Source organism: Pseudomonas sp. TE6283 (genome assembly GCF_054060555.1).
Map to the genome: position 1 here is coordinate 66,518 of NZ_JBSSDH010000016.1, position 24,636 is coordinate 91,153.

The 24,636-nt window shown below is 60.2% G+C and carries 21 protein-coding genes and 1 pseudogene; 7 read left to right on the forward strand and 15 right to left on the reverse strand.

Annotation, left to right across the window (positions count from 1 at the left end):
• The first annotated feature begins 67 nt into the window (after nucleotides 1-67).
• Together ACVWZ5_RS19570 and ACVWZ5_RS19575 are read left to right on the forward strand one after the other, a co-directional pair.
• Nucleotides 68-382, forward strand: coding sequence for a DUF2834 domain-containing protein (locus tag ACVWZ5_RS19570; RefSeq protein WP_301142420.1), 315 nt, complete (start codon nucleotides 68-70; stop codon nucleotides 380-382).
• Complete coding sequence (locus tag ACVWZ5_RS19575; protein WP_343582096.1) at nucleotides 379-810, forward strand: MAPEG family protein; 432 nt, start codon at nucleotides 379-381, stop codon at nucleotides 808-810. The genes ACVWZ5_RS19570 and ACVWZ5_RS19575 overlap by 4 nt, the downstream gene beginning before the upstream one ends.
• A 47-nt stretch (nucleotides 811-857) precedes the next feature.
• Here the strand turns inward: ACVWZ5_RS19575 and ACVWZ5_RS19580 are convergent, their stop codons facing one another.
• Complete coding sequence (locus ACVWZ5_RS19580; protein ID WP_028690508.1) at nucleotides 858-1,649, reverse strand: helix-turn-helix transcriptional regulator; 792 nt, start codon at nucleotides 1,647-1,649, stop codon at nucleotides 858-860.
• Between the two features lie 138 nt (nucleotides 1,650-1,787).
• Between ACVWZ5_RS19580 and ACVWZ5_RS19585 the strand changes: the two genes are divergently transcribed.
• Together ACVWZ5_RS19585 and ACVWZ5_RS19590 are read left to right on the forward strand one after the other, a co-directional pair.
• On the forward strand, nucleotides 1,788-2,891 hold the full coding sequence (locus tag ACVWZ5_RS19585) for a polyamine ABC transporter substrate-binding protein (RefSeq protein WP_023629237.1): 1,104 nt from the start codon (nucleotides 1,788-1,790) through the stop codon (nucleotides 2,889-2,891).
• A 187-nt stretch (nucleotides 2,892-3,078) separates the two neighbouring features.
• Complete coding sequence (locus ACVWZ5_RS19590; protein ID WP_457340793.1) at nucleotides 3,079-3,951, forward strand: contractile injection system protein, VgrG/Pvc8 family; 873 nt, start codon at nucleotides 3,079-3,081, stop codon at nucleotides 3,949-3,951.
• 63 nt (nucleotides 3,952-4,014) lie between these two features.
• On the opposite strand, the gene ACVWZ5_RS19595 is transcribed toward ACVWZ5_RS19590, so the two are convergent.
• Nucleotides 4,015-4,830, reverse strand: coding sequence for a carbon-nitrogen hydrolase family protein (locus ACVWZ5_RS19595; RefSeq protein ID WP_028690513.1), 816 nt, complete (start codon nucleotides 4,828-4,830; stop codon nucleotides 4,015-4,017).
• A 123-nt stretch (nucleotides 4,831-4,953) separates the two neighbouring features.
• Here ACVWZ5_RS19595 and ACVWZ5_RS19600 point away from each other — a divergent pair, with 123 nt between their 5' ends.
• From ACVWZ5_RS19600 to ACVWZ5_RS19610, 3 genes are all read left to right on the forward strand, one after another.
• Nucleotides 4,954-5,766 (forward strand): LuxR C-terminal-related transcriptional regulator, encoded by an 813-nt coding sequence (locus ACVWZ5_RS19600; protein WP_062363637.1) that lies wholly within the window; start codon nucleotides 4,954-4,956, stop codon nucleotides 5,764-5,766.
• Nucleotides 5,767-6,047: 281 nt separating this feature from the next.
• Nucleotides 6,048-7,364, forward strand: coding sequence for an APC family permease (locus tag ACVWZ5_RS19605; protein ID WP_186600714.1), 1,317 nt, complete (start codon nucleotides 6,048-6,050; stop codon nucleotides 7,362-7,364).
• Between the two features lie 82 nt (nucleotides 7,365-7,446).
• The gene (locus ACVWZ5_RS19610; protein WP_028690516.1) at nucleotides 7,447-8,610 is read left to right on the forward strand and encodes an AAA family ATPase; all 1,164 of its coding nucleotides are present in this window, start codon (nucleotides 7,447-7,449) and stop codon (nucleotides 8,608-8,610) included.
• A gap of 181 nt (nucleotides 8,611-8,791) precedes the next feature.
• Here ACVWZ5_RS19610 and ACVWZ5_RS19615 read toward each other — a convergent pair whose 3' ends face one another.
• From ACVWZ5_RS19615 to ACVWZ5_RS19675, 13 genes and pseudogenes are all read right to left on the reverse strand, one after another.
• On the reverse strand, nucleotides 8,792-10,138 hold the full coding sequence (locus tag ACVWZ5_RS19615) for a hypothetical protein (RefSeq protein WP_062573389.1): 1,347 nt from the start codon (nucleotides 10,136-10,138) through the stop codon (nucleotides 8,792-8,794).
• 188 nt (nucleotides 10,139-10,326) lie between these two features.
• Entirely contained in the window at nucleotides 10,327-10,713 is a 387-nt protein-coding gene (locus ACVWZ5_RS19620; RefSeq protein ID WP_457340794.1) for a hypothetical protein, read from the reverse strand.
• A 249-nt stretch (nucleotides 10,714-10,962) separates the two neighbouring features.
• Nucleotides 10,963-11,403 (reverse strand): annotated as a pseudogene (locus ACVWZ5_RS19625) (GNAT family N-acetyltransferase); the annotation flags it as partial.
• A 96-nt stretch (nucleotides 11,404-11,499) separates the two neighbouring features.
• Nucleotides 11,500-11,769: a DUF3077 domain-containing protein gene (locus ACVWZ5_RS19630; RefSeq protein WP_457340795.1), complete on the reverse strand. Its 270-nt coding sequence runs from the start codon at nucleotides 11,767-11,769 to the stop codon at nucleotides 11,500-11,502.
• A 153-nt stretch (nucleotides 11,770-11,922) separates the two neighbouring features.
• Nucleotides 11,923-12,168: a hypothetical protein gene (locus tag ACVWZ5_RS19635; protein WP_457340796.1), complete on the reverse strand. Its 246-nt coding sequence runs from the start codon at nucleotides 12,166-12,168 to the stop codon at nucleotides 11,923-11,925.
• A 360-nt stretch (nucleotides 12,169-12,528) separates the two neighbouring features.
• Entirely contained in the window at nucleotides 12,529-13,140 is a 612-nt protein-coding gene (locus tag ACVWZ5_RS19640; RefSeq protein ID WP_457340797.1) for an SLATT domain-containing protein, read from the reverse strand.
• 133 nt (nucleotides 13,141-13,273) lie between these two features.
• A complete protein-coding gene (locus ACVWZ5_RS19645; protein ID WP_457340798.1) occupies nucleotides 13,274-14,650 on the reverse strand; it encodes a reverse transcriptase domain-containing protein in 1,377 nt (458 codons plus the stop codon).
• Nucleotides 14,651-15,516: 866 nt separating this feature from the next.
• Nucleotides 15,517-17,127 carry an ABC transporter ATP-binding protein gene (locus ACVWZ5_RS19650; protein WP_457340799.1) on the reverse strand — a complete coding sequence of 537 codons (1,611 nt, stop codon included), beginning with the start codon at nucleotides 17,125-17,127 and terminating at the stop codon, nucleotides 15,517-15,519.
• Nucleotide 17,128: 1 nt separating this feature from the next.
• Entirely contained in the window at nucleotides 17,129-18,148 is a 1,020-nt protein-coding gene (locus tag ACVWZ5_RS19655; protein ID WP_011534685.1) for an ABC transporter permease, read from the reverse strand.
• 1 nt (nucleotide 18,149) lies between these two features.
• Nucleotides 18,150-19,223, reverse strand: coding sequence for a microcin C ABC transporter permease YejB (locus ACVWZ5_RS19660; RefSeq protein ID WP_011534684.1), 1,074 nt, complete (start codon nucleotides 19,221-19,223; stop codon nucleotides 18,150-18,152).
• 1 nt (nucleotide 19,224) lies between these two features.
• Complete coding sequence (locus tag ACVWZ5_RS19665) at nucleotides 19,225-21,057, reverse strand: extracellular solute-binding protein (protein WP_457340800.1); 1,833 nt, start codon at nucleotides 21,055-21,057, stop codon at nucleotides 19,225-19,227.
• On the reverse strand, nucleotides 21,054-22,886 hold the full coding sequence (locus ACVWZ5_RS19670; protein WP_280070701.1) for an extracellular solute-binding protein: 1,833 nt from the start codon (nucleotides 22,884-22,886) through the stop codon (nucleotides 21,054-21,056). The genes ACVWZ5_RS19665 and ACVWZ5_RS19670 overlap by 4 nt, the downstream gene beginning before the upstream one ends.
• Before the next feature lie 236 nt (nucleotides 22,887-23,122).
• Nucleotides 23,123-24,550, reverse strand: coding sequence for a lytic transglycosylase domain-containing protein (locus ACVWZ5_RS19675; protein ID WP_028690526.1), 1,428 nt, complete (start codon nucleotides 24,548-24,550; stop codon nucleotides 23,123-23,125).
• Between the last annotated feature and the right edge of the window lie 86 nt (nucleotides 24,551-24,636).

Here is a 24,636-nt window from a genome sequence, read left to right on the forward strand (position 1 = left end):
GGTCATTGAGGCGGGGACGACTCTATCACTACCGTGACGGCAACATCGCCCCTGTAGGAATCGGACAATGAACGCACGATGGATCGCGCTGCCAGTTTTGCTGCTGTTTACCCTGTACACCGGTTGGACCCTGATGATTGTGGACCAATCACTTGTCGCCTTTGGCCTTGATCTGCTGTCCCGGCCAGATACGGCCCAGGTCGTTATCGACCTGTATTTGATGGCCGGGCTGGGCTGTTTGTGGATGGTCAGCGACCAGCGCCAGCGAGGCGGCTCGTTGCTCGGGGTCTTGCCCTATCTGTTGCTGACGGCGGTGTTTGTTTCCTTGGGGCCGCTGCTCTACATCGTGGTCAAGGGCTTTGCGCAGAGACGCGGGGCATGAGCGGCGCTCTCGCGGTCTACGCCTGCTGCGTAGTGGTGCTGTTCTTCAAGATGCTGGCGATTTCCTGCTACCAGGGTTACTTCCGCCTGCGCTTCCTGGCCTTCACCAACAGTGAGGATGCGGCGGTGTTCAAGCGCGCGGCGTGCCCTGCGGAACTGCCGCAGGTCACGCGGGCCATGCAGGCCTGGCGCAACGATCTGGAGAACATCCCGATGTTCCTCGCGCTGGGCGGCCTGGCGGTCGTACTGGAGGCGCCGGTTGCCATGACGGCTTGGCTGAGCGGGGTATTCACCGTGGCCAGGGTGTCGCATACGGTGACTTACCTGGCGGGTATCCAGCCGTGGCGGACGGTGAGTTATGGCGTGGGGGTAATCTGTTTGATCGGATTGGCGACCTTGGTCATCGAGGCGCTGGCATCGACGCCTTGAAGGTCTGCCAGGCGTGCAGCAGCCGGCGGCAGGCAAGGTGCCTGAATTCAACTGGTACAGAAAGCATCCGATTTCGGCACAAAGAAGCGAGCAAACAATTCAGACTGCGACTTGATGTTCAACTTGGCGTAAATGTTCCGGCGGTGCACTTTCACCGTTTCCGCCGAAAGTGAAAGTTTCCCGGCAATCTCTTTGTTGGAGAAACCGCTCAGCAGCAGCCTGAGCACATCGCTTTCACGGGTGGTGATCTGCGCGCCCAGCTGGGTCAGTGTTTCCTGCCAGGGCGGTACCTCGACAAGGTCCTTCTCGACATCCACCTCGAAGGCCATGCGCTGGTGCATCAAGGCCGTCACCCAGGGCTTGATCAGGTCGAGGATGGTGATCTGTTCCTGGCTGAAGCGCGCCTTGCTGCCAATGGAGATGCACAGCGTGCGGTCAGCGTCGAGCTGAACGTTGTACTGCGCCTCATCGGCCGAGATGTAGTGCGCGAAGTACTGATGGTAGTACTCGGTTTCGAGAAAGTACTCCGGCGCGATATCCAGCAGGTGGAAGAAACCGCTCTGCGGGTTTTCCCGGTTGGCGATGTAGAACGGGTCCAGCAGGTAGAGCCCCTTTACATAACGATGGATGAACGCGTTGACCTCTTCGGCATCCGCCACCTCGGGCAGGCTCACCACTTCCACTTGCTGGCTGGCGAAGATCAATACCACCCAGTTGTCGATCTGCACGTACTCGTTCAATACCCGAACCAGCGAACTCCAGAACGCCGGACGGTCCAGCTGCATGATCAGCTTGCCGATCGATCGGTGCCAGGCCAGGCTTTGCAGGTCGAACGGCATTATCTACCCCTTTTGGGTTAGGAACTCGCAGGTCAGAGGTAAGTATTCCGAGGTATTTACTATCCGGTCCTGCCCGGTATAGTCGCTCACTGGGCCTAGGATGGCCGTGAAGATACATCGATTCGATAAGGATGTTGCATGAGAAGGTCACGTTTGCGAACCCTTTTTTCCGCCTCGCTGCTCTGCGCAGGGATCAGCACCTCGGTGCTGGCCGCCGAGCCCGGGATGCACCTGTACAACTGGTTCGGGCTGCTCGCACCGGAGACGCCGAAGGCGTTCGAGCAGGAAACCGGCACCCGCGTGCACATGGACGCGTTCGACAGCGCCGACATCATGCAGAGCAAGGTCATGGCCGGACGCACCGGGTATGACGTGGTGGTGGCCACTTCCAACGTGCTGCCCAGCCTGATCGCGGCGGGCGTGCTGCAACCGCTGGACCGTGCGCAACTGGGCAACCTGTCGCATATCGACCCCGATATCCTCGCCCAGCTGGCGGTCAACGACCCCGGCAACCGCTACGCGGTGCCCTACCTGTGGGGCACCACCGGCATCGGCTACGACGTCGACAAGGTCAAGGCCGCGTTGGGCGACCAGGCGCCGGTGGACAGCTGGGACCTGATCTTCAAGGAAGAGAACATCAGCAAGCTCAAGTCCTGTGGCGTGGCGATGCTCGACTCGCCCAGCGAGATCATCTCGATTGCCCTGAACTACCTGGGCCTGCCCAGCAACAGCAGCAATCCGGCGGATTACCAGAAGGCGCAAGACCTGCTGATGAAGATCCGCCCCTACGTGCTGTATTTCGACTCGTCGCGCATCGACACCGACATGGCCGACGGCAATATCTGCGCGGTGGTCGGCTGGGCCAACGGCGCCCTGGCCGCCCAGGCCCTCAACGAGAAGAACAACACCGGGCGCAGGATCAACTACAGCCTGCCGCGCGAAGGCGCGCTGGTGTGGTCGGAAAACCTGGTGCTGCTCAAGGATGCGCCCCATCCCAAGGCAGGCATGGCGTTCATCAACTACATGATGCGCCCGGAAGTGATCGCCAAGACCTCGAACCACACCCTGTACCCCAACGCCAACAAGGACGCCACCCAGTTCGTCGAGCAGGCGCTGCGGGACAACCCGTGGATCTACCCCGACAAGAAGACGATTGCCACGTTGATCCCGCTCGAGCCGCTGCCGTTGAAACTGGAGCGGATCCGCACGCGGGTCTGGACCAAGGTGAAGAGTGGCGTCTGACTTGAGTTGACGTGTCGGCAGCTGCCCGGTGCAAGGGAGTACCGGACAGCGCGTTGACCAAGGTTGCCTGCGGCCCATTGCTCCAAGCACCAGCGAACACCATCGTCTCGCGGTATCCGGCTGCTCAGCCGAGGCGGGTGATGGTCTTGCGTACCTGATTTCATCTTGAGCCGGAGGAGAACAGCGGATGTTCAGCCCAGCCCAGAAGACATATTTGAACTTGACGATCAAAGGTGTGGAGCACGATTTCCAGGTGCTCGGCTACACCGGGGAAGCGGTGGCCAACAGGCCTTTCTTTTTCAACGTGGAACTGGCCAGCGAATGGCCCTACCTGGACCTTGAACGCTTCCTCGACCTCGAGGCGTTCTTCAGCTTCGACATGAACGGCAATGGCATCCATGGGCGGATCTACCACATCGCGCCGATGAAGCAGGCCCCGTGTTCGGCGCGTTACAGGTTGACCCTGGTGCCGCACTTGTCCTACCTGCGTCACCGCATCAACCAGCGGATCTTTCAACAGTTCTCGGTGCCCAGGATCGTCGCCTTGATATTGGAAGAGCATGGGATCGTGGGCGACGCTTACCGCTTCGAGCTGAGTGCGAGCTACCCCGAGCGCGACTACTGCACCCAGTATGGCGAAACGGACCTGCACTTCGTCCAGCGCTTGTGTGAAGAGGAGGGCATCCGCTTTCACTTCCAGCACAGTGCCCAGGGCCACGTGCTGGTGTTTGCCGATGGCCAGGCGGTGCTGCCGTGGGGCGTGCTGTATCGTCCGCCCCTGGTTCATGCCAAACCACGGGTGGCGGGGAGCCAGACCGCCGTGGTCATTGCCGTGGAGGATGACGAGAGCCCGTGTGATCAGAGGCTTGCCCGGATTCAGGTGAAGTTTCCCTGGGATCCTGAGGACAGGTTTGACGACAAGAGCTGTTGTTGGCTGTCGGTGGCGTCCGATTGGCCTTGCGCGGTCACGCCTCCGCGAACGGGGATGGAGGTAATGGTCTCGTTTCTCGGAAACGATCCTGATCAGCCACGGGTCAGTGGGTGCCTGTGCTGCCGATAGCCTCATTCTGGCTACGGCAGCTTTATCCGAAATCCTTTGCGTCCTGCCCAGTCGTGTTCTCCTTTAATCGATAACCAGCTCCCATACGCCACTGGCATGCTCGATCCGCTCACCCGGCAACCGGATGCGTTGGTTGGCGCTGTAGTCATGGAAGGCGCGGGCCTTGCCGATCAGCGACAGGTCCAGGGTCACGCTATGCCGCGACTCGCCACGCCCGGCCTCGAACAGCGTGTGGCCATACGGGTCCACCGCCAGGCTCGCCCCCACGAACACGCAGCCATCCGGCCCTTCGCCCACGCGGTTGGCAACCACAGCGAACACCTGGTTCTCCATCGCCCGGGCCATCACCGACACCCGGTGCACGTGATCCTCCGGTTCGGCCAGGCCATCGGTGATCAGCATCAACTGCGCGCCCAGGGCCTTCAGTGCCCGCGCTGTCTCGGGGAATTCGCTGTCGTAGCAGATCAACAGGCCCAGGCGCACGCCGCGCCATTCGACGGTGGCGAAGCGGTCGCCCGGCACGACGATGCCGTGCTCCGGCAACCACAGGTGGGTCTTGCGGTAGGTGAGCAGGATGCCTTCGGGGGCGATGAACAGGGTGGTGTTGTAGAAGGTGCCGCCGTCGTTCTCGTACAGCCCCAGCACCACCGCGACATTGTGCTGGCGCGCCGCCGCGACCACTGCCTGCACGGCATCGCCGTCGATGGCTTCGGACAGCATGCCGACGTCATCTGCTGTGAGAAAACCGGTCAGGTGCGACTCGGGGAACAGCAGGATATCGGTGTCCGGCGCGCACTGGGCCAGGGCCTCGAGGATACCGCGCAGGTTGTGGGCGGTGTCGCCGTCGCGGGTTGTCGTCTGTACCACTTCGATCTTCATGGGCAATCCGTCTCGCTGGGCCCGACCCTTCCGCGGGCGAGTGACATTTGCGAAGGGTGGTGCAAGTATGAAAACAATCACTGGCAAAACAATCACTTCGACGGGTTAACCCGGGGGTAGGGCATGAGCTTGAGCCTGCAGGATCTTTCGTGGCACCAGGGTGTTGGCCAATGCATCGAGCACCTCGACCGCCCGAGCTTCTGGCGCACACTGGCCACGCTGCTCGGCGACTTCGTCGAGGTGGACACCTGGGTGGCGCTGCTGTTCAGCCACGACAAACCGCTGATCTTCGACCAGAGCCCTTACGAGCGCGAGGGCATCGACCCGCTGGTGAGCGAGTACGCCAACGGCCTGTACCTGCTCGACCCGTTCTACATCAGCAGCCGCGAGCGGCCGCTGACCGGCCTGGTGCGCCTGGCCGACGTGGCCCCGGAGCAGTTCCAGCAGACCGACTACTACCGCCTGTACTTCACCCACAACGTGGTCGCCGACGAGGTGCAGTTCAACCTGGCCCTGGGCGATGGGCGCACGCTGTGCCTGTCGCTGGGCGGGCGCTCACGTTTCGACGCCCAGGCCATCGCCCAGCTGGAGCTGGTGCGCCCCTGGCTGATCGGCCTGCTGCGCCAGCGGCTGCACTTCGAGCAACTGCCCGAGCGCGCACCGGCCAAGCCCGCGCTGGGCCTGGCCCAGGGGCGCGACGAGGCACGCCGGCAGCTGGAGTCGGTGCTCACGGCGCGGGAACTGGACGTGGTGCGGCTGATCCTGTCGGGGCATTCGAACAAGGAGACGGCCATCAAGCTCAAACTGTCGGCCGAGACGGTGAAGGTCCATCGCCGCAACGTGTACCGCAAGCTGGACGTGAACTCCCAGAGCGAGCTGTTCTCGCTGCTGTTTTTGGCCGGCGAAGACCTCGCCAGCCTGCAACCGGCGCCGTGATTCCCCTGCGCCATTACCCCCGGGTTAATCATTCGACGTTATAGGAATCCGCACCGGGATCCGCATACTGGCCCTGCACCTTGTAGGCGCGGGCTTGCCCCGCGATCACCGGCAAAGCCGGTGCCATCCCCCGAGTAACTTGCTGTGCACGCCGTCCCTGCGCCCCCATGCAGCCAGACCGGCTGGGCAATTCCCTAGAACAATCACAAGAGGATGACCCATGGCTCATTTCGCTCACGGCCCGGCCCGTGGCATCGCCCCTGCGCGCCAGGAGGCCACCCATGCCTGACGCCACCCCCGCAAAACTCTCCCTGACCTCCCTGACCGTCTTCGGCCTGGCCTACATGTGCCCGAGCCTGGCCATGGTGATCTTCGGCGTGATCTCCGAGCGCAGCGACGGCATCGCCCCCAGCGCCTTCCTGCTGGCCACCGGCGCCATGCTGCTGTCGGCCCTGAGCTACGCCAAGCTGTCGCGCCTGTTCCCGGTGTCCGGCTCGGCCTACTACTACGCCAAGCGCCTGCTCGGTCCTGGCTGCGGCTTCGTGGTCGGCTGGGCGGTGCTGCTGGCCTACCTGTTCATGCCCATGGTCGCCTGGCTGCTGCAGTCGGTGTTCCTCAACGCCCAGTTCCCGCAGGTGCCCACCTGGGGCTGGCTGCTGATCAATATCGGCCTGACCACGGCGGTGACCGTCAGCGGCATGACCCTGACCGACCGCCTGAACAAAGTGCTCACGGCCCTGAGCGTGGCCCTGGTGCTGCTGTTCATTGGCTACTGCCTGCGCTATGTGGCCGGCCAGCCCCAGCTCGGCTTCACCCACCCCGTATGGAACGAACACAGCACCCTGACCGGCCTCACCGCCGCCGCCGCCATCGCCGCCTATTCGTTCCTCGGGTTCGACGCCGTGACCACCCTGGCCGAGGAGGCCGAGCAGCCCAAGCGCGACATTCCCCGGGCGGTGCTGCTGGTGATCAGCGTGGGCGGGCTACTGTTCACGGCGGTGGCCTACCTGATGCAACTGAGCCACCCCGGCGGCCAGTTCGCCGACCCAGAGACTGCGACCTACGCGCTGTCGATCGAGGTGGGCGGGCAGTTCTTCGCCGACTTCGTCAACCTCGGCGGCATCGTTGCCGGCTTCGCCTCGTGCCTGGCGGTGCAGGTCAGCGCCAGCCGCTTGCTGTACTTCATGGGCCGCGAAGGCGTGCTGCCGCCGCGTTACTTCGCCAAGCTGCAGGGCACGGCGCGCACGCCGGTGTTCAACCTGCTGCTGATTGCCGGGCTGGGCTTGATCGGGGTCGGCGCGGATGTGAGCTCGGCCGCTTCGCTGATCAACTTCGGCGCGTTCCTGGCGTTTGCGGCGGTGAATGTCTGCGTGATTGCGTATTACCTGCGTGAGCGGCGCAAGCAGCGGTTGAGCGGGGTAGGGTTCGTGGTGTTTCCGCTGCTGGCGATTGGGGTGAACCTGTATCTGCTGTCGCTGCTGAGCACGGTGGTGATACTGGCCGGGGTGGCTTGGTTGGTGTGTGGCGGGTTGTACCTGATGTGGCTGACGGCGGGGTTCAGCAAGCCCACGCCGGGGTTGATGGAGGTTGAGTCTTGAGGTGTTGAGCAAGCTACTGCGGCTTTACATGGAATTATTCCAGGCCAATAATTATTGGTATCTCATAATTCAGGATAAACCCATGGCTGACATTTTCCTGCGCCCGGAACTGGCGGCCGACATGGCCAGGCAACTGCTCAAGCCCTCGGCACTGGACATCGGCCTGCGCTCCGGGTTGTTCCTGTCCGGCCTGCGCCGGACGGGCAAGACAACCTTTCTCAAGAACGATCTGATCCCGGCCCTGGAGGCACAGGGCGCACTGGTGATCTACGTCGACCTGTGGAGCGACACCCAGACAAGCCCGGTGAAACTGGTGCTGGCTGCCGTGCGCCAAGCCCTGCTCGAACTGCAGACACCGACCTCGTCGTTCATGCAGCGTCTCAAGCGCGTGCGTGGCGCCGAGGTGGAGGTGGCCGGTTTCAAGTTCGGCTTCAACCTCGATACCCTGGGTGAAGCAGGCGGCGTGACACTTGCCGAAGCGCTGACCGAAGCGGTGGACCAGGCCAAGGCGACTGTCGTGCTGATCGTCGACGAAGTGCAGCATGCCATCACCACAGAAGACGGGCAGCAGATGATGCTGGCCCTGAAGGCCGCGCGTGACGCCATCAACCCAAGGCCCGCGACGCCTGGGCATTTCCTGTTCATCGGCACCGGCTCGCACCGGGCCATGGTCAACGAGCTGACCGCCCGGCGTAACCAGGCGTTTGCCGGCGCCACCAACGTGGCCTATCCGGTGCTGGACGAGGGCTATGTCGCGTTCTGGCTCCAGCGCCTCGCCGCAGATGGCCTCGATAACCTGCCCTCGCTGGAGGTGGCGACCGAGGCGTTCAAGACACTGGGCAGCCGGCCTGAAGAGTTCATCCGTGCGCTGCGTCAGTTGATTCACTCGCCCAGCCTCGGTTCCGGGGCGGATGTAGTGCTGCCGGTGATCGCGGCCACGCTACGCTCGGCGGCGGCCGACCTGGAACTGATGAAGGTCGAGGAACTGGGTGTACTGGCCCAGGCCATTTTCGCCCGGATCGCCTCCGTGGATGGCGAGACGCGGGGCGTGTTTTCCAGCGAGGCGGCGGGGGAGTATTCGACGTTCGTGGGGCGTGAAGTGCGGGTGGAAGAGATCCAACCGGTGGCCAATGAATTGCTGGCGGCGAACCTGATCATTCGCCGGGGGCATGGCCTGTATGGCGTGACCGATCCGTTCGTGCAGGAGATCTGGCGGGAGCGCCAGGCGATGCTGGGCAAGCGCTGAGTCGGCTGCGGTCAATGGCTATATGATTTCGAAGTCATACTGACAAGTGCCTTCCGTGCGCTGGATAAGTCGCATTGCGGATGCGCGCTACATCGTTGTCTCATTGCATGGCAAAACTGCGCAGCGCGCCAGTCGGTCGAGCGCCCTCCGCGCTCGCCGATGGCACGCTGGCCGCGGGATGTCAGGCCGCTACCTTCTCCCGCACGATGACCATCGAGTTGTAGATGTAGCCCTTGTCCTTGGTCTCATGGTCGTATTGCTGGCCGCTGGTAATGTCGTACGTCACGATGATTTCGTATTGGTCGGAACTGGCGCTGGCCTGGCCAGTGGTGTTGAGCCCTTCATTGGCATCGTAGTAATCGACGATATTGTCCTGTTTCCGGGCGGTGGCATTGAGCGAGTTGGTGCCGGTGTAGGGAATGTCGAACATGCAGGCGAAGTCGGCGACCGCGGCCTTGCTATCGGGCTCGCGCAGTGACAGGTTCATCGCCAGGCCGATGCCGGACACATAGGTCTTGCTCTCGGACTTGATGGGAGAGGCGTTGTACCATTTACCGAAAGGCCCACGGTTGTCGTAGCCTTTGATGACAATCTCATTTGGGGTGTCGGTATCGCCGTGCCCCATATGCGGGGCGGACACTACCAGGTCCTTGCTCGTCAGGTTGTAGATCGTCAGGTTGTGCCGGGTGTTGTGCAGGACCAGGGACAGGATCACCGTTGTGGCAATGATGAGTACCGCGCCCCATATTCCCGCAACGACAGCCCCTTCCTCCAGCGGTGCAAACGCACTGCGCCAGCCACGGGCAAGGCCCTGGACACAGCGCCCCATCAAACCATTGAACTGGCCGTTGAAGATGCCCGAGAAAAACACCCTGAGGAAGCGCGAGGCGGCTTGAAGCGTTCCCCGGAGCACGGCTTTGAACAGGCCCCAGGTTTTCGAGACCGCGTCTTTCAAGATTGCTCTGAGGCCGCGCCCGCCCGCGTAGCTCAGCAGTTCCTTCAAGGCACTGGTGACAATGATCGAGCTGCCAAGGGTAATCGTGAAGTTGACCACGGTCCGGGTGACGCCGCCGAAGCCGAAATTGAAGGGGATGTGTGAGTCGACGAAGTAACGCTTGCCATCAATCTCGATGGACATCTCATCGGTCACGATCTTGTACTTCTTTTCCCGCAATGCGACTTCAGCGGCAGTGGCTTCGACCAGTTGCACAGAATCCAGCAAGCTGTTCTGCGAGATGTGTACATGGTGCTGCTCGCCGTCGATGGTTTGCATGCCGACCAGCCAGACATCGCCGTCGTCTTGTGGCACTTGCTGGAACTTGTCGATGTCCATGTCGGAAAAACGCTGCATGAACACCGCTTCGCGAGCTTGCTGGCGCGCAATTGCAGCCGTTGCCTGCCCACCCAACGGGCCTTTGCCGAACAGCGGATGGAGGCTTTGTTCGGTGAAGGTGCTGTTGACCTCATTGATGCTCACGCTTTTTGCGGGGTCGAACTCCAGGTTTTCGGTCGAGAACAAGCTGGTCATGCTGAACTCCATATTCGGCAAATGACGCATTGGGGAAGCCCGACGTGGTGCCGGGCCCGGGATAAAGCCACGAGCGCGCTATGCCATTCCCAGCGGTGGGGCACGCTGGAGCATGCGGTGACATCAATTTGGCATCATCTGGGCACGGCGTGCAAGTGGCCTGAGCGAGGAGGCAGCATGCCAGGCGGCTATCCGTTGCGGTGCAATCCTTCGGCATCTTGCCAATAGAGGGTTTGTTCGAATTGAAAGCTGATCACGAAACGTGAACCGGTCCGTGCAATCGTCTTGGCAATTGTTTCCAGGTCTGCCATGGGGGAATGCTCCTGCGGTCCGGGTCCTTTGATCCTGATGCCGCAACGCGTGGCGACGCTGAAGTCGAGCCCTTTGGTATCTTCGGCATAGAGGGCGGGGTCGGTGATGACGAAGTCTGCGGTCAGCGTCAGCCATGACGCGAAGTAGGCTTGCAGGCTGTCGCTTGTGCGCGTGACTTCAATCGCGCCGGCCTCTTGCAGGGCGTCTGCCAGTGCCGCTGCGTCAAGTGCTGCGTCAGCTTCCAGAAACAGATCAATGCTCAACGACGTTACTCTTGATTGAAATGCTCATTCGTAGCCCATCTTGAGGTTCTGGGCCTGGGCTGCGAGTTCGTCCATCGCGGCACGGCTGGCATGGCGAAGTCTGTTACGGTAGGCAACCAAATCTGAGAGTGCAATACCGCGTTCGCCGTCAATGCGGATATGGGGAATTGCCCCCTCATCCATCAGCTTCGCCAGATACTCGCAAGAGACGTTGAGCGCGTGTGCCGCTTCCGAAATGGTCAGCGTGGACTTTTCCATGACGATGGTGCGCTCTACACCATGGAATTCATCACGAAGTTTCCGATACCCCAGTCGCGCGTAGAAGCCTTGGGCCGTGATGGACGAAGGAACGCGCAATGCTGTGGCGCCGGCTTTGATCGCCGCTGTGTGGATTGCCCTCATCAGCTGTCTGCCAATACCTGCCCCATGATGGATCGGCGCGACAAACACTGTCCTGACAACCCCGCCATCGAGGCTTGCCGTCCCCAGCAGATCGTTCTGCTTGACCGCCACGAATACCAGCCGGTTATCGAGCAAGGCACTGACAGCCGCAGGTGAAAAACTCTGCTCCACCTGGGCAATCACCTCTGCCGGGTAATCCTGCGAGTTGGATTCGCGCAGTGCCGCGATCACGATGCGGCTGATGGCTTGTGCGTCTTCGCGCTGAGCGCGGCGGATATGACATTCCATGGACGTATCCCGAACTGATGTCCCCCAAAGCCTAACCCGTGTCGAGCGGTCTTGTATTACGAAAGGGCCGCAAAGCGGCCCTATGCACCTGTGACCTCAGTGCTTCATCCCCAGCTCCGCATCATCTATCAGCGCCTTGGCCAGCGCGCTCAGGTAATACGACGCCCAGATCAGCTGAGGCTTCTCCTCCATGATCCCGGTGATGGTCAGGTCGCACACGCAGCCCATCAACTCTGAGGCCTGTTCCCGTGCGTGCTGGCAAGGGATGCCGGGTTCGATGCAGAACAGCGGGTCGGTATGCCCTTCACCTTGATAAAACCGGGTCTTGCCCACCGTGGTGTGGGGTGTGGTGTCGTCTGTGCTCATTGCTCAATCTCCCTGAAATGATCGGTGCCTGGGTGAGCTCTCGCAGTTAGATCCGCTATCAGCTACACAGCATCTGCCGCGCAGCCACGCCGATCCCCTGTGGGAGCCGGCTTGCCGGCGATGAGGCCAGTCCAGGCAACCCATTGCTAACGCCTAGTGCAACGTCCGAGGCTCCACCTGCGGCATCTGCACCTGAATCAACGCCGATTCGAGCAGCGCCCGCAGCGCCTCCATTTCATGCATCGCGGCCAGGACCAGAATCGAAACGGGCGACTTGGGATGCAGCAGAACAGCCTGATGCGCCACGGTCTGCGCGCACAGGGCGTACTCCGTGGCCTGGATGATGGTGTCTTCGAGGGAGTGGTGGTTGTGGGGTGGATCGGGGACGATCTTTAGCATCTTCTTATTCCTTTTTGGGACTGCCACCTTTCTGCTGTCAAACAGAAGGGTGGCAGCTGTACGTGGGTTGACAGACCGGCGGAATAAGCAAAGTTCCGGCGCACGCAAGCGTGCCCGCACGTACAGCTACCATTGAGGGCTAGCCGTATGCTTAATACCGTTGCGACCTGTCAAAGTCGATCGCTGAACATCAGCGACTCGCTGAGACTAGAGTGGTGTCGTAGAGACCGCAATGAGTAAAAAGCTAAAGGAGTATGTTTGGGAAAAGGACTACAAGATATAGGGAGAATCTGATTTTTAGCCCATGGCTCAAGAAGCCCGGCCCTTGGAAAGGGCTACGGTCATGGCTAAGGCTCAAAATCAGCACATGCTGGAAATCCAAAAATAGAAGCCGACAGCTGGAGGGATTATCGCTGCTACCACAAACGTAACTTGGTTTGCATGATATGATAATAAAGTCAGTTTTGGATTTTTTACCTTGTTTTTAAGATCATCTTGCTGAAGCAAGAAGTAGTTGTAGTCTGTTGGTGTGTGGTTGTGCGGGCAGGAATTGATTAGTCTGTCGTAAGTGTTGCTAATTTTCTGTGTGTTTTCTCTGATGCTATGGGAGTCTTGAGCTATAGTTTTTAGCTTGTCGACCAATTTGGAAATGTTTTTTGCATTGTCTTCTAGTGAATTTGCAGTCAGTTCATGGCCGCCTTTGCCCTCGATTACGCTTACAATCAAGATCAGAAGTGAAAGCGAAATTGTAATTAAATTGATTGCGGAAACTGAACTTGGTGGCAGATTAGGTGTAATGGCGGAAAATATTGTTGCTATCAGAGTGTAGGCAGAGTAGAGGCTGATGAGGCATAGCGACAGATGAGCTCGCCTCCGTAAGCGCCTGGCGCTGTTGAAGCGTGCTCCTCGTGTTTTCCAGATTTTCTTTGATAGATCGGTGGCTAGGGATGAATCGGTAACTTGTTGATTCATAAGTAGTGCCCCCTCAGGATAACCCTAGTTAAAGTCCTCGCAGATGCGAAGTGGAAAGCCATAAAGGCAAGATGACCGATACCCATTAATAAATGGATCTGTACAAGCACACAATGCGTGCCGTACAAGGGGGCTAGGAGAAGCTACCTAAGTCCACTTCTAATTGCAAGAGGTTTTTGTTCTTTTTGTAGTCAAACATCCGTTCTATCTGGTCTTGCGAATACGAAGTTGCTGAGTCGGGATCGATTACGCCCATTTTTATTAGGTAGCTTAGTTTTTCTTGAAGATTGCTATAGTTGTTGTAGTTGTGAATGTAGGTGCCGTGGGCGTTGTATTTGACTTCTCGATATGCGCGTGCAAGACGTTTAAGTCGAGGTAGGTGTTCTTCCAAACCTGACTTTTTTATTTGGCGACAGAGGATGGAGTCAATTTCGTGGAGGAGTTTTATGTCGTTGATTTCGCTGAAGTAGAACATCCAGCCATACCTCTTTTTTTCGCTAATTGCTCCAGTTATTTTTTCGTTCAAGGTTTCAAATAAGATGGTTATTCTGGCGTCGTCATTCAACCATTCTTTTGCGTGGGGTTTGGTTTTTGATTTCTTATATCTGGTTATTGGGGCTATCAGAGACCTAATGAACTTTTCTTTGGAGGAGGTTCTGACTGAGACTAAGTTGCTTCCCTTGAAAACATAGCCTAAATACTCCAGTCCGTCAGAGATTTTCCCCTCCGATGACTTACTGTTTGCTTTTAGGCCTAGCTTAGCTAGATCTGTTTGAATTGATGTGGATATCTTGTTATTTTTTTTGTGTGAAATTACTAGTATATCGTCTACGTATCTGTGGTATTTGTATTTCGAGTATTTTTTGTCAATTTTCCCGAGGTAAATATCGGAGAGTAAGTTTGAGATGCAAAGTCCTTGAGGGACGCCAAGAGTATTTTTCTCAGGGTAGTCTGAACGTGATAAGTTGCTGCTGACGGTTATGTTTGTAATGGCTTCGCTGATCAGCCAGCGCGCTTCAGGGGTAATTGTTTTTGATAGCTTATTCAATAGTATTTTGTGTGCAATGTTGTCGTAAAATGCTTCGATATCTAGCTTGACGTAGTTAAGGTCGGTTTTGGAGCGCGCGATACTTGATTTTATGTTTCTAATCAGCTGGTTTGGAAGCTCTTTTTTAAGTGTGTCGTGATGGTGTGCTTGTAAAGTATTTAATACTGCGAGCAGGATGATTCTGTCTCGAATTGTTGGTTTTGAAATTATTCTTGGGTATTTCTTCTTCCCTTTACTTTTTATTTCTTCCAGGTATGGAGTGAATTTAAAGCTTCTATTGTTTATTTTTTGCAGTGCGGTGGATAGTGTTTTTACACATTCTTCTTCAAAAGATTCGACTGTTTTTCCGTCAAGCCCAATAGACGGCCTTAATGATATTTTTTTCTTGAAAATATCTAAGAGGTTCGCAAGATTAAAAACTTCAAGGTGTGTAGTAGGTTTGAGATCAAGTGCTTTATTCATAATGAAATTCAATGAGCTAAGTCGTTGGATTGCATTCGGGGTATGATGTGATTGGATCCTATATCATTTTGTGGCACATGGCTAGCGTTGGATAGGGACGCAGTCAAATTTTTAGGAGGTGCGGATGATTATTAAGTGCAATTGACTGAACGAAAGGTGTTCCTTTTAAGCGAAGAGTCTACTTTGGTGTCGGAGAACTGCCTGCACTAAAACTTTAATGGGTTTCTAATGGAGTGGGCTGTTGTCGTTCGAGGTCGATGCTAGTTGAGGACTAAGCTGGTGCGCTTTAGACAGTAATCATTCTGTCTGTAGTTGGGGAAGGTGTGCGCGTGTTACGAGGTGATGTCCATTAGTGAGGGGTAAGGAGTTGCTCTGCTAGGCTATAATTTAAGGCTCTGATAGGAGTGGTGGTAAACTAGCTGCTTTGCTCGATTAGTGCGAACCTGTTTATTATGGTTGAATAAATTCTTTCGCTAGTATCTAGTTGTTAGGGTTGATGGGGCCTGATATTTTGATCTGTTTTTATAGGAGCTCATCAGGATTACTCCTCAAATATAATGTCTTCGTAGGTGATGTTTGCTTTTATTAGCCTGGTCTCAATTTGGTTTTTTATCCAGTGCCATGTGTCAATGCCTTGGTCCGCGCAAGTCGAGATGTCGATGCATAGCTCAGTGACATATTTGTCAAATATTTCATCTCCGTTTTCGTCGTAATAATATATCTGCTCTACTGATCTATGGTCTTTGCCGTCATGCTGGGTATATACAAGAAAGGATTTTTTCATTTTCTATTCTCGAGAGTGAATGGGTTCGTGGGCTTTTATAGCGTGCGTCAAGTAATGCGGTTGTAATGTTGTGTAGAGAAACTTATTTTGCAGCCTCCATTTCTAAAAACGCCGCCTCCAACAATTGCCTCGTATACCCATGCCGCGGCTCATGAAATATAGCCCCCGCATCCCCCTGTTCCACCACCTGCCCATGCTTGATCACCATCAACTGATGACTCAACGCCTTGACCACCGCCAGGTCATGACTGATAAACAGATAAGTCAGGTTGTACTTAACCTGCAAATTCCGCAAAAGCTCCACCACCTGCCGCTGCACCGTCCGATCCAGCGCCGAGGTCGGCTCATCCAGCAGAATCAACGCCGGCTTCAACACCAACGCCCGAGCAATCGCAATCCGCTGCCGCTGCCCCCCAGAAAACTCATGGGGATACCGATGCCGTGTCCTCGGATCCAGCCCCACTTCCTCCAACGCCGCAATAATCGCCGCTTCCTGCTCAGCCGGCGTGCCGATCTTGTGAATCCGTAACCCCTCGCCAACGATATCCGCCACGCACATACGCGGGCTCAGGCTGCCAAAGGGATCCTGAAACACCACCTGCATCTCCCGCCGCAGCGGCCGCACGGCTTTCTGGTTCAGCCCTTCAAGATTCTGCCCATGGAAGCGAATGCCACCCTGGCTGGAAATCAACCGCAGGATGGCTAGTCCCAAGGTGGACTTGCCCGACCCACTCTCGCCAACAATCCCCAGCGTCTGCCCCTGGGGCAGGCTGAAGTTCACCCCATCCACCGCCTTTACATGGTCCACGGTCCGGCGCAGCAGCCCCTTCTTGATCGGGAACCACACCTTCAGGTCCTTCACTTCCAGCAACGGCGCCCCTTCGGCATTCGCGGCGGGCGCGCCGCTGGGCTCGGCATTGATCAGCATCTGCGTATACGGATGCTGCGGCTTGCTGAACAGCGTGGCGCAGTCGGCTTGCTCGACGATCTTGCCGCACTGCATCACGCACACGCGGTGAGCGATGCGGCGCACCAGGTTGAGGTCGTGGCTGATCAGCAGCAGGGCCATGCCGAGGCGCGCCTGCAGCTCCTTGAGCAGGTCGAGAATTTTCAACTGCACGGTCACGTCGAGCGCCGTGGTGGGCTCGTCGGCAATCAACAGTTCGGGCTCGTTGGCCAGGGCCATGGCGATCATCACCCGCTGGCGCTGGCCACCGGACAGCTCATGGGGCAGGGCTTTCAGGCGCTTCTTGGGCTCGGGAATGCCCACCAGCTCCAGCAGCTCCAGCGTGCGCGCAGTGGCGGCCTTGCCGGTGAGGCCCTTGTGCAGCAACAGGATCTCGTTGATCTGCTTCTCGATGCTGTGCAGCGGGTTCAGCGAGGTCATTGGCTCCTGGAAGATCATCGCAATGCGGTTGCCGCGAATCCGCTGCATGGGCTTCTCGCCCAGGTGCAGCAGGTCCTTGCCGCCGTACTGGATGGTGCCGGAAGGATGCCGGGCCAGCGGGTAGGGCAGCAGACGCAGGATCGAATGGGCGGTCACCGACTTGCCCGAGCCGCTTTCGCCGACCAGGGCCAGGGTTTCGCCCTTGCGGATGTCAAAGCTGATGCCGTCGACCACGCGGTTGACCTGCTCGCCAGTGACGAACTCCACCGCCAGGTCGCGGACTTCGATCAGGGTGTCTTGGCTCATGTCATTTCCTCGGGTCGAAGGCGTCGCGGGCGGATTCGCCGATGAATACCAGCAGGCTCAGCATCACTGCCAGCACGGCGAAGGCGCTGATGCCCAGCCACGGGGCTTGCAGGTTGGACTTGCCCTGGGCCACCAGCTCGCCCAGCGACGGCGAACCGGCAGGCAGGCCGAAGCCTAAGAAGTCCAGGGCGGTGAGGGTGCCGATGGCGCCTGTGAGGATGAACGGCATGAAGGTCATGGTCGAGATCATGGCGTTGGGCAGGATGTGGCGGAACATGATCGGGCCATTGCGCATGCCCAGCGCGCGGGCGGCGCGCACGTACTCGAGGTTGCGCCCGCGCAGGAACTCGGCGCGCACCACGTCCACCAGGCTCATCCACGAGAACAGCAGCATGATGCCCAGCAACCACCAGAAGTTGGGCTGCACGAAGCTGGCAAGGATGATCAGCAGGTACAGCACCGGCAGGCCGGACCAGATCTCCAGGAAGCGCTGGCCGGCGAGGTCCACCCAGCCGCCGTAGAAGCCCTGCAAGGCGCCGGCGATCACGCCGACGATGGAGCTGGCGATGGTCAGCGTCAGGGCAAACAGCACCGAGATGCGGAAGCCGTAGATCACCCGGGCCAGCACGTCGCGGCCCTGGTCGTCGGTGCCCAGCAGGTTGTCGGTGGAGGGCGGCGCGGGGGCCGGCACCTTCAGGTCGTAGTTGATGCTCTGGTAGCTGTAGGGGATCGGCGCCCACAGCACGAAGGCGTCCTTTTTCTCCAGCAGCTCGCGGATGTACGGGCTCTTGTAGTTGGCCTCCAGCGGGAACTCGCCGCCGAAGGTGGTCTCCGGGTAGCGCTTGAAGGCGGGGAAGTACCACGCGCCGTCGTAGCGCACGGCAATCGGCTTGTCGTTGGCGATGAATTCGGCGCCCAGGCTGAGCACGAACAGCACCAGGAAGATCCACAGCGACCACCAGCCGCGGCGGTTGGCCTTGAAGCGCTCGAAGCGCCGGCGATTGAGGGGGGACAGGGCCATGTCAGTGCTCCCGGCTGGCGAAGTCGATGCGTGGATCGACCAGGGTGTAGGTGAGGTCGCCGATCAGCTTCACCACCAGACCCAGCAGGGTGAAGATGAACAAGGTGCCGAACACCACCGGGTAGTCGCGGTTGATCGCCGCCTCGAAACTCATCAGGCCCAGGCCGTCGAGGCTGAAGATCACCTCGATCAGCAGGGACCCTGTGAAGAAGATGCCGATGAACGCCGAGGGGAAGCCGGCGATCACCAGCAGCATGGCGTTGCGGAACACGTGGCCGTACAGCACCCGCGAACGGCTCAGGCCCTTGGCCTTGGCGGTGACCACGTACTGCTTGTTGATCTCGTCGAGGAAGCTGTTCTTGGTCAGCAGGGTCATGGTGGCGAAGTTGCCGATCACCAGCGCGGTGATCGGCAGCACCAGGTGCCAGAAGTAGTCGAGCACCTTGCCGGTGGTGGACAGCTCGTCGAAGTTGTTGGAGGTCAGCCCGCGCAGCGGGAACCAGTCGAAGTAGCTGCCGCCAGCGAACAGCACGATCAGCAGGATGGCGAACAGGAACGCGGGGATGGCGTAGCCGACGATGATCGCCGAGCTGGTCCAGACGTCGAAATGGCTGCCGTGGCGCACGGCCTTGGCGATCCCCAGGGGGATCGACACCAGGTACATGATCAGCGTGCTCCATAGCCCCAGCGAGATGGACACGGGCATCTTCTCGGCGATCAGGTCGATGACCTTGGCGTCGCGGAAGAAGCTGTTGCCAAAGTCCAGCTGGGCGTAGTTCTTGACCATGATCCACAGCCGCTCGGGCGCGGACTTGTCGAAGCCGTACATGCGCTCGATCTCGGCGATCAGCGCCGGGTCCAGGCCTTGCGCGCCGCGGTAGTTGGAGCCGGCCACCGACACTTCGGCGCCGCCGCCGGCGATGCGGCTGGTGGCGCCGTCGAAGCCTTCGAGCTTGGCGATCATCTGCTCCACCGGGCCGCCGGGGGCGGCCTGGACGATGATGAAGTTGATGATCAGGATGCCGAACAGGGTCGGGATGATCAGCAGCAGGCGCCGCAGGATATAGGCCAGCATGTCAGTGGGCCTCTTCCACGGCGGGGGCTTCGCTCACGGCAGGCGTGACGTCGGGCTTGATCCACCAGGTGTCGATGCCGATGTCGTACTTGGGTGACACGGCGGGGTGACCGATGTGGTTCCAGTAGGCTACGCGCCAGGTCTTGATGTGCCAGTTGGGGATCACGTAGTAGCCCCACAGCAGCACCCGGTCCAGGGCGCGGCAGTGGTCGACCAGGCTCTGGCGCGAATCGGCGTTGATCAGCTGTTCCACCAGCTGGTCGATGGCAGGATCGCGCAGGCCGATGAAGTTGCGGCTGCCGGGGTTGTCGGCGGCGGCGCTGTTCCAGTACTCGCGCTGCTCGTTACCGGGCGAGTTCGATTGCGCGAAGCCGCCGACGATCATGTCGTAGTCCCGCGAACGCAGGCGGGTGATGTACTGCGACACGTCCACCCGGCGGATCTCGAGGTTGATGCCCAGGTCCGCGAGGTTGCGCTTGAACGGCAGCAGCACGCGCTCGAACTGGGTCTGGGCCAGCAGGAACTCGATGCTCAGCGGCTTGCCGTCCTTGTCGACCATCTTGTCGTCGATGATCTTCCAGCCGGCGTCCTGCAGCAGCTTGTAGGCCTGGCGCTGCTGGTCGCGGATCATGCCGCTGCCGTCGGTGACGGGGTTGCGGAAGGCGCCGTTGAACACCTCGTCGGGCACCTTGCCGCGCAGCGGTTCGAGAATCTTCAGCTCGGTGGGCGAGGGCAGGCCGCTGGCGGCCATCTCGGAGTTCTCGAAGTAGCTGCCGGTGCGGGTGTAGGCGCCGTTGAACAACTGCTTGTTGGTCCATTCGAAGTCCAGCAGCAGGCTGATGGCCTGGCGCACGCGGATGTCCTGGAACATCGGCTTGCGCAGGTTGAAGATGAAGCCCTGCATGCCCACCGGGTTGCCGTTGGGGATCTCTTCCTTGATCAGGCGGCCGTCGCGCACGGCGGGCACGTCGTAGGCGGTGGCCCAGTTCTTCGCGCTGACTTCCAGGCCGTAGTCGAACTGGCCGGCCTTCAGCGCCTCGAGGGCGACAGTGTTGTCGCGGTAGGAGTCGAAGGTCATCACATCGAAGTTGTAGAAGCCGCGGTTGATCGGCAGGTCCTTGGCCCAGTAGTCCTTGACCCGCTCGTAGCGGATCGAGCGGCCGGCCTTCACCTCGGCGACCTTGTACGGGCCGCTGCCCAGCGGGATCTCCAGGTTGCCGCGGTTGAAGTCGCGGTTGGCATACCAGTGCTTGGGCAGCACCGGGAGCTGGCCGAGGATCAGCGGCAGCTCGCGGTTGTTGCTGTGCTTGAACTTGAACAGCACCTTGAGCGGGTCTTCGGCGACCACGTCGGCGACGTCGGCGTAATACTGGCGGTACAGCGGGGCGCCGTCCTTGATCAGGGCGTTGAAGGTGAACACCACGTCTTCGGCGCGCATCGGGTGGCCGTCGTGGAAGCGCGCCTCAGGGCGCAGGTAGAAGCGCACCCAGCTGTTGTCGGGGGCCTTTTCGATCTTGCCGGCCACCAGGCCGTACTCGGTGAAGGGCTCGTCCAGGCTCTGGCGCATCAGCGTGTCGTAGATGCTGCCGATGTTGTCGGCGGGCACGCCCTTGTTGATGAACGGGTTGAGGCTGTCGAAGCCGCCGAAGCTGGACTGGCGGAAGGTGCCGCCCTTGGGCGCGTCGGGGTTGACGTATTCGAAGTGCTTGAAGTTGGCCGGGTATTTCGGCGCTTCGCCGTACAGGGTCAGGGCGTGTTGCGGGGCGGCCACGGCCGGGAGCGTGAGGCAGGCCAGCAGCAGGCTGCCGGCCAGGCGGCGCAGGGTGGGCGTCATTTGGCTTTCTCCGAAGTCTTCTTGATCCACCAGCTGTTCAGCCCAAGGGTGTAGGGCGGCGTGGTGACGAAGGCGAACCGGTTGCGGTAGGCCAGGCGGTGATTGTCGAGGTACCAGTTGGGGATCATGTAGTACTGCCATGAGAGCACGCGGTCCAGGGCGCGCGCGGCGGCGATCTGGTCATCGCGGCTGCGGGCGGCGAGCAGGGTGTCGAGCAGGTGGTCGACCACCGGGTCCTTCACGCCAGCATAGTTCTTGCTGCCCTTGACGGCGGCTTGGCTCGAGTGGAAATACAGCCACTGTTCGAGGCCCGGGCTCAGGGTCTGGTTCAGGGTCATCAGGATCATGTCGAAATCGAACTGGTCGAGCCGTTGTTTGTACTGGGCGCGGTCGACAGTGCGCAAGCGCGCATCGATGCCGATGCTGGCCAGATTTTCGACATAAGGTTGCAGGATGCGTTCGAGGTTCGGGTTCACCAGCAGCAGTTCCATCCGGAACGGCTGGCCCTTGCCGTCCACCAGGCGCTGGCCGTTGAGCTTCCAGCCGGCCTGGGCGAACAGGTCGAGGGCCTGGCGCAGGGCCGCGCGGCTGATGCCGCTGCCGTCGGTGTGGCTGACCTGGTAGGGCTGGGTGAACAGCTTTTCGGGCAGTTGGTCGCGGAACGGCTTGAGCAGCAGCCACTCCTTGCCGGTGGGCAGGCCGCTGGCGGTGAACTCGCTGTTGGGGTAGTAGCTGGTGGCGCGCCGGTAGGCGCCGTTGAACAGGGCGCGGTTGGTCCATTCGAAATCGAGCATCAGGCCCAGCGCCTGGCGTACCCGTGGGTCGCTGAAGGCGGCGCGGCGGCTGTTCATGAACAGGCCTTGGGTCTGCGTGGGGATCTGGTGCGGGATCTGCGCCTTGATCACCTCGCCCCGGCGCACGGCGGGGAAGCTGTAGCCGTTGGCCCAGTTCTTCGCCTGGTGCTCGATATAGATGTCGAATTCGCCCGCCTTGAAGGCTTCGAAGGCCACGGTGGCGTCCCGGTAGAACTCGTATTCGACGCGGTTGAAGTTGTACTTGCCGCGGTTCACGGCCAGGTCCTTGCCCCAGTAGTCCTTCACCCGCTCGAACACCAGGCGCCGGCCCGGTTGCACCTCGCTGATGCGGTAGGGGCCGCTGCCCAAGGGCGGCTCGAAGGTGGTGGCCTTGAAGTCGCGTTTTTCCCAGTAGTGCTTGGGCAGCACCGGCATCTCGCCCAGGCGCAGGATCAGCAGCGGGTTGCCGGCGCGCTTGAACACGAAGCGGATGCGCAGCGGGCCGAGGATGTCGACCCGGGCCACTTCCTGCAGGTTGGTGCGGTAGATCGGGTGGCCGTCCTTGAGCAGGGTGCGGTAGCTGAAGGCGACGTCGGCGGCGGTAATCGGCACGCCGTCGTGGAAGCGTGCCTCGGGGCGCAGGTTGAACACCACCCAGCTGCGGTCCTCGCTGTACTCGACGGAGCGGGCGATCAGGCCGTAGCTGGAGGTGGGTTCGTCCCCGGAGGGGTCGTACATGCCGGTGCCGACCATCAGCGGCTCGTTGAGCTCGTTGATGCCGTACTGCAGGAAGTTGGGCGTGGTGACCGGGCTCGAGCCCTTGAAGGTATAGGGGTTGAGCGTGTCGAAGGTGCCGAAGGCCATGGCCCGCAAGGTGCCGCCTTTCGGGGCTTGCGGGTTGACCCAGTCGAAGTGGGTGAAGCTGGCCGGGTACTTGAGCGAGCCGAACTGCGCGTATCCGTGGCTTTCGCTCACCATCGCGACGGCGGGGAAGCTCAAGGCCAGGCTGAGAGACAGCAGGAGGGGACGTATCAAGTCGGCATCCGATCCAGAAGGCGTTGGGCTTGGTTCGGGGTACAGTAACAGCTTGTCTGGAATGGAAAAAGAGTACGGGTCGGTCGGATGGATGTGGCTGATTGGGGCTGCTTTGCAGCCCTTTCGCGACACAAGGCCGCTCCTACAGGGATTGCGCAGACCCTCAGGCTGGTGCAATGCCTGTGGGAGCGGCCTTGTGTCGCGAAAGGGGCGCGAAGCGCCCCCCAGGATTCACATCAACGCGACAGGTAGACGGTCAGCGTCTGCCCCGGCTTGAGCGCATGCCCGCTGCGCGGATTCCAGCGCTTGAGGTGCTTCATCTCGACGTTGAAGCGCTTGGCCACCAGGTAGTACGAGTCGCCCTTGCGCACCTTGTACTGGGTGGAGCGTTGCTTGGCATCGGCCACGCGCTTGGCCGCCGCGCTCGGCGCGTTGCCGCCACGCAGGGCCAGCACCTGGCCGACCTTGAGGCTGTTGCCGCGCAGGCTGTTCCAGCGCTGGATGTCCTTGACCGCGACGCGGTTGGCCTTGGCGATGCTGCCCAGGTTGTCGCCACGCTTGACCCGGTAGCTGCGTGCCGCCGGCGCCCTGGCATCGGCCAGGGCGGCCTGGAACACGGCCTTGTTCGGCTGCAGGGCGACCAGTTCCTCGGGCTTGAGGTTGGACATGCGGTCGCTGAGCAGCTGCGCCTTGGCGGTGGGCACCAGCAGTTGCTGCGGGCCGTCCACGGTCATGCGCTTCTTGAAGGCGGGATTGAGCTGGATCAGCTCGTCTTCGTCGATGTCGGCGAAGGCTGCGACGCGGGACAAATCGAGGCGGTCGTTGATGGCGACGGCTTCGAAATAGGGCTCGTTGGCGATCGGGTTCAGGTTGATCCCGTAGGCGGCAGGGGTGTTGACCACCTGCGACAGGGCCAGCAGCTTGGGCACGTAGTCGCGGGTTTCCTGCGGCAGCGGCAGGTTCCAGTAGTCGGTCGGCAGGCCCAGGCGCTCGTTGCGCTCGATGGCGCGGCTGACGGTGCCTTCGCCGGCATTGTAGGCCGCCAGGGCCAGCAGCCAGTCGCCGTTGAACATGTCGTGCAGGCGGTTCAGGTAGTCCAGTGCGGCGTTGGTCGAGGCGGTGACGTCGCGACGGCCGTCGTAGAAGTTGGTCTGGCGCAAGTTGAAGTGGCGCCCGGTGGACGGGATGAACTGCCACATGCCGGCGGCATGCGCGCGGGAGTAGGCCATCGGGTTGTAGGCACTCTCGATGGCCGGCAGCAGGGCCAGCTCCAGCGGCATGTCGCGTTCTTCGAGGCGCTCGACGATATAGTGCAGGTAAAGGCTGCCGCGCTCGCCGGCGTTCTCGAGGAACGACGGGTTGCTGGCGAACCACAGGCGTTGCTGTTCGATGCGTGGGTTGACGTCCATGCCGTCCTGCAGGGCGAAGCCCTGGCGCATGCGCTCCCAGACGTCCTGGGGCGGTGCTTCCTTGGGCTTGACCACCAGCGGCGCGGGTTTGTGCTTGATCCGCGCCTGGTAGTTGTGCGCGCGAACGCTGTCGGATTCGTCGAGCTGACGGGTGCTCTGGCAGCCGACCAGGGTGGCGGCCAGCGCCAGTGCACTGATCTGTGCCAGTCGCGTCAGGGCGACCGAATGAGCGGTTCTGCGGCTAGGGGAAGACATCGGCTGGAACGGTTATCCGGGCAAAAAAGTTGGGCGATTCTAGAAACCGGCCCCGGCCGGGTCAACCTTTGGGCGTGTGTCACGAT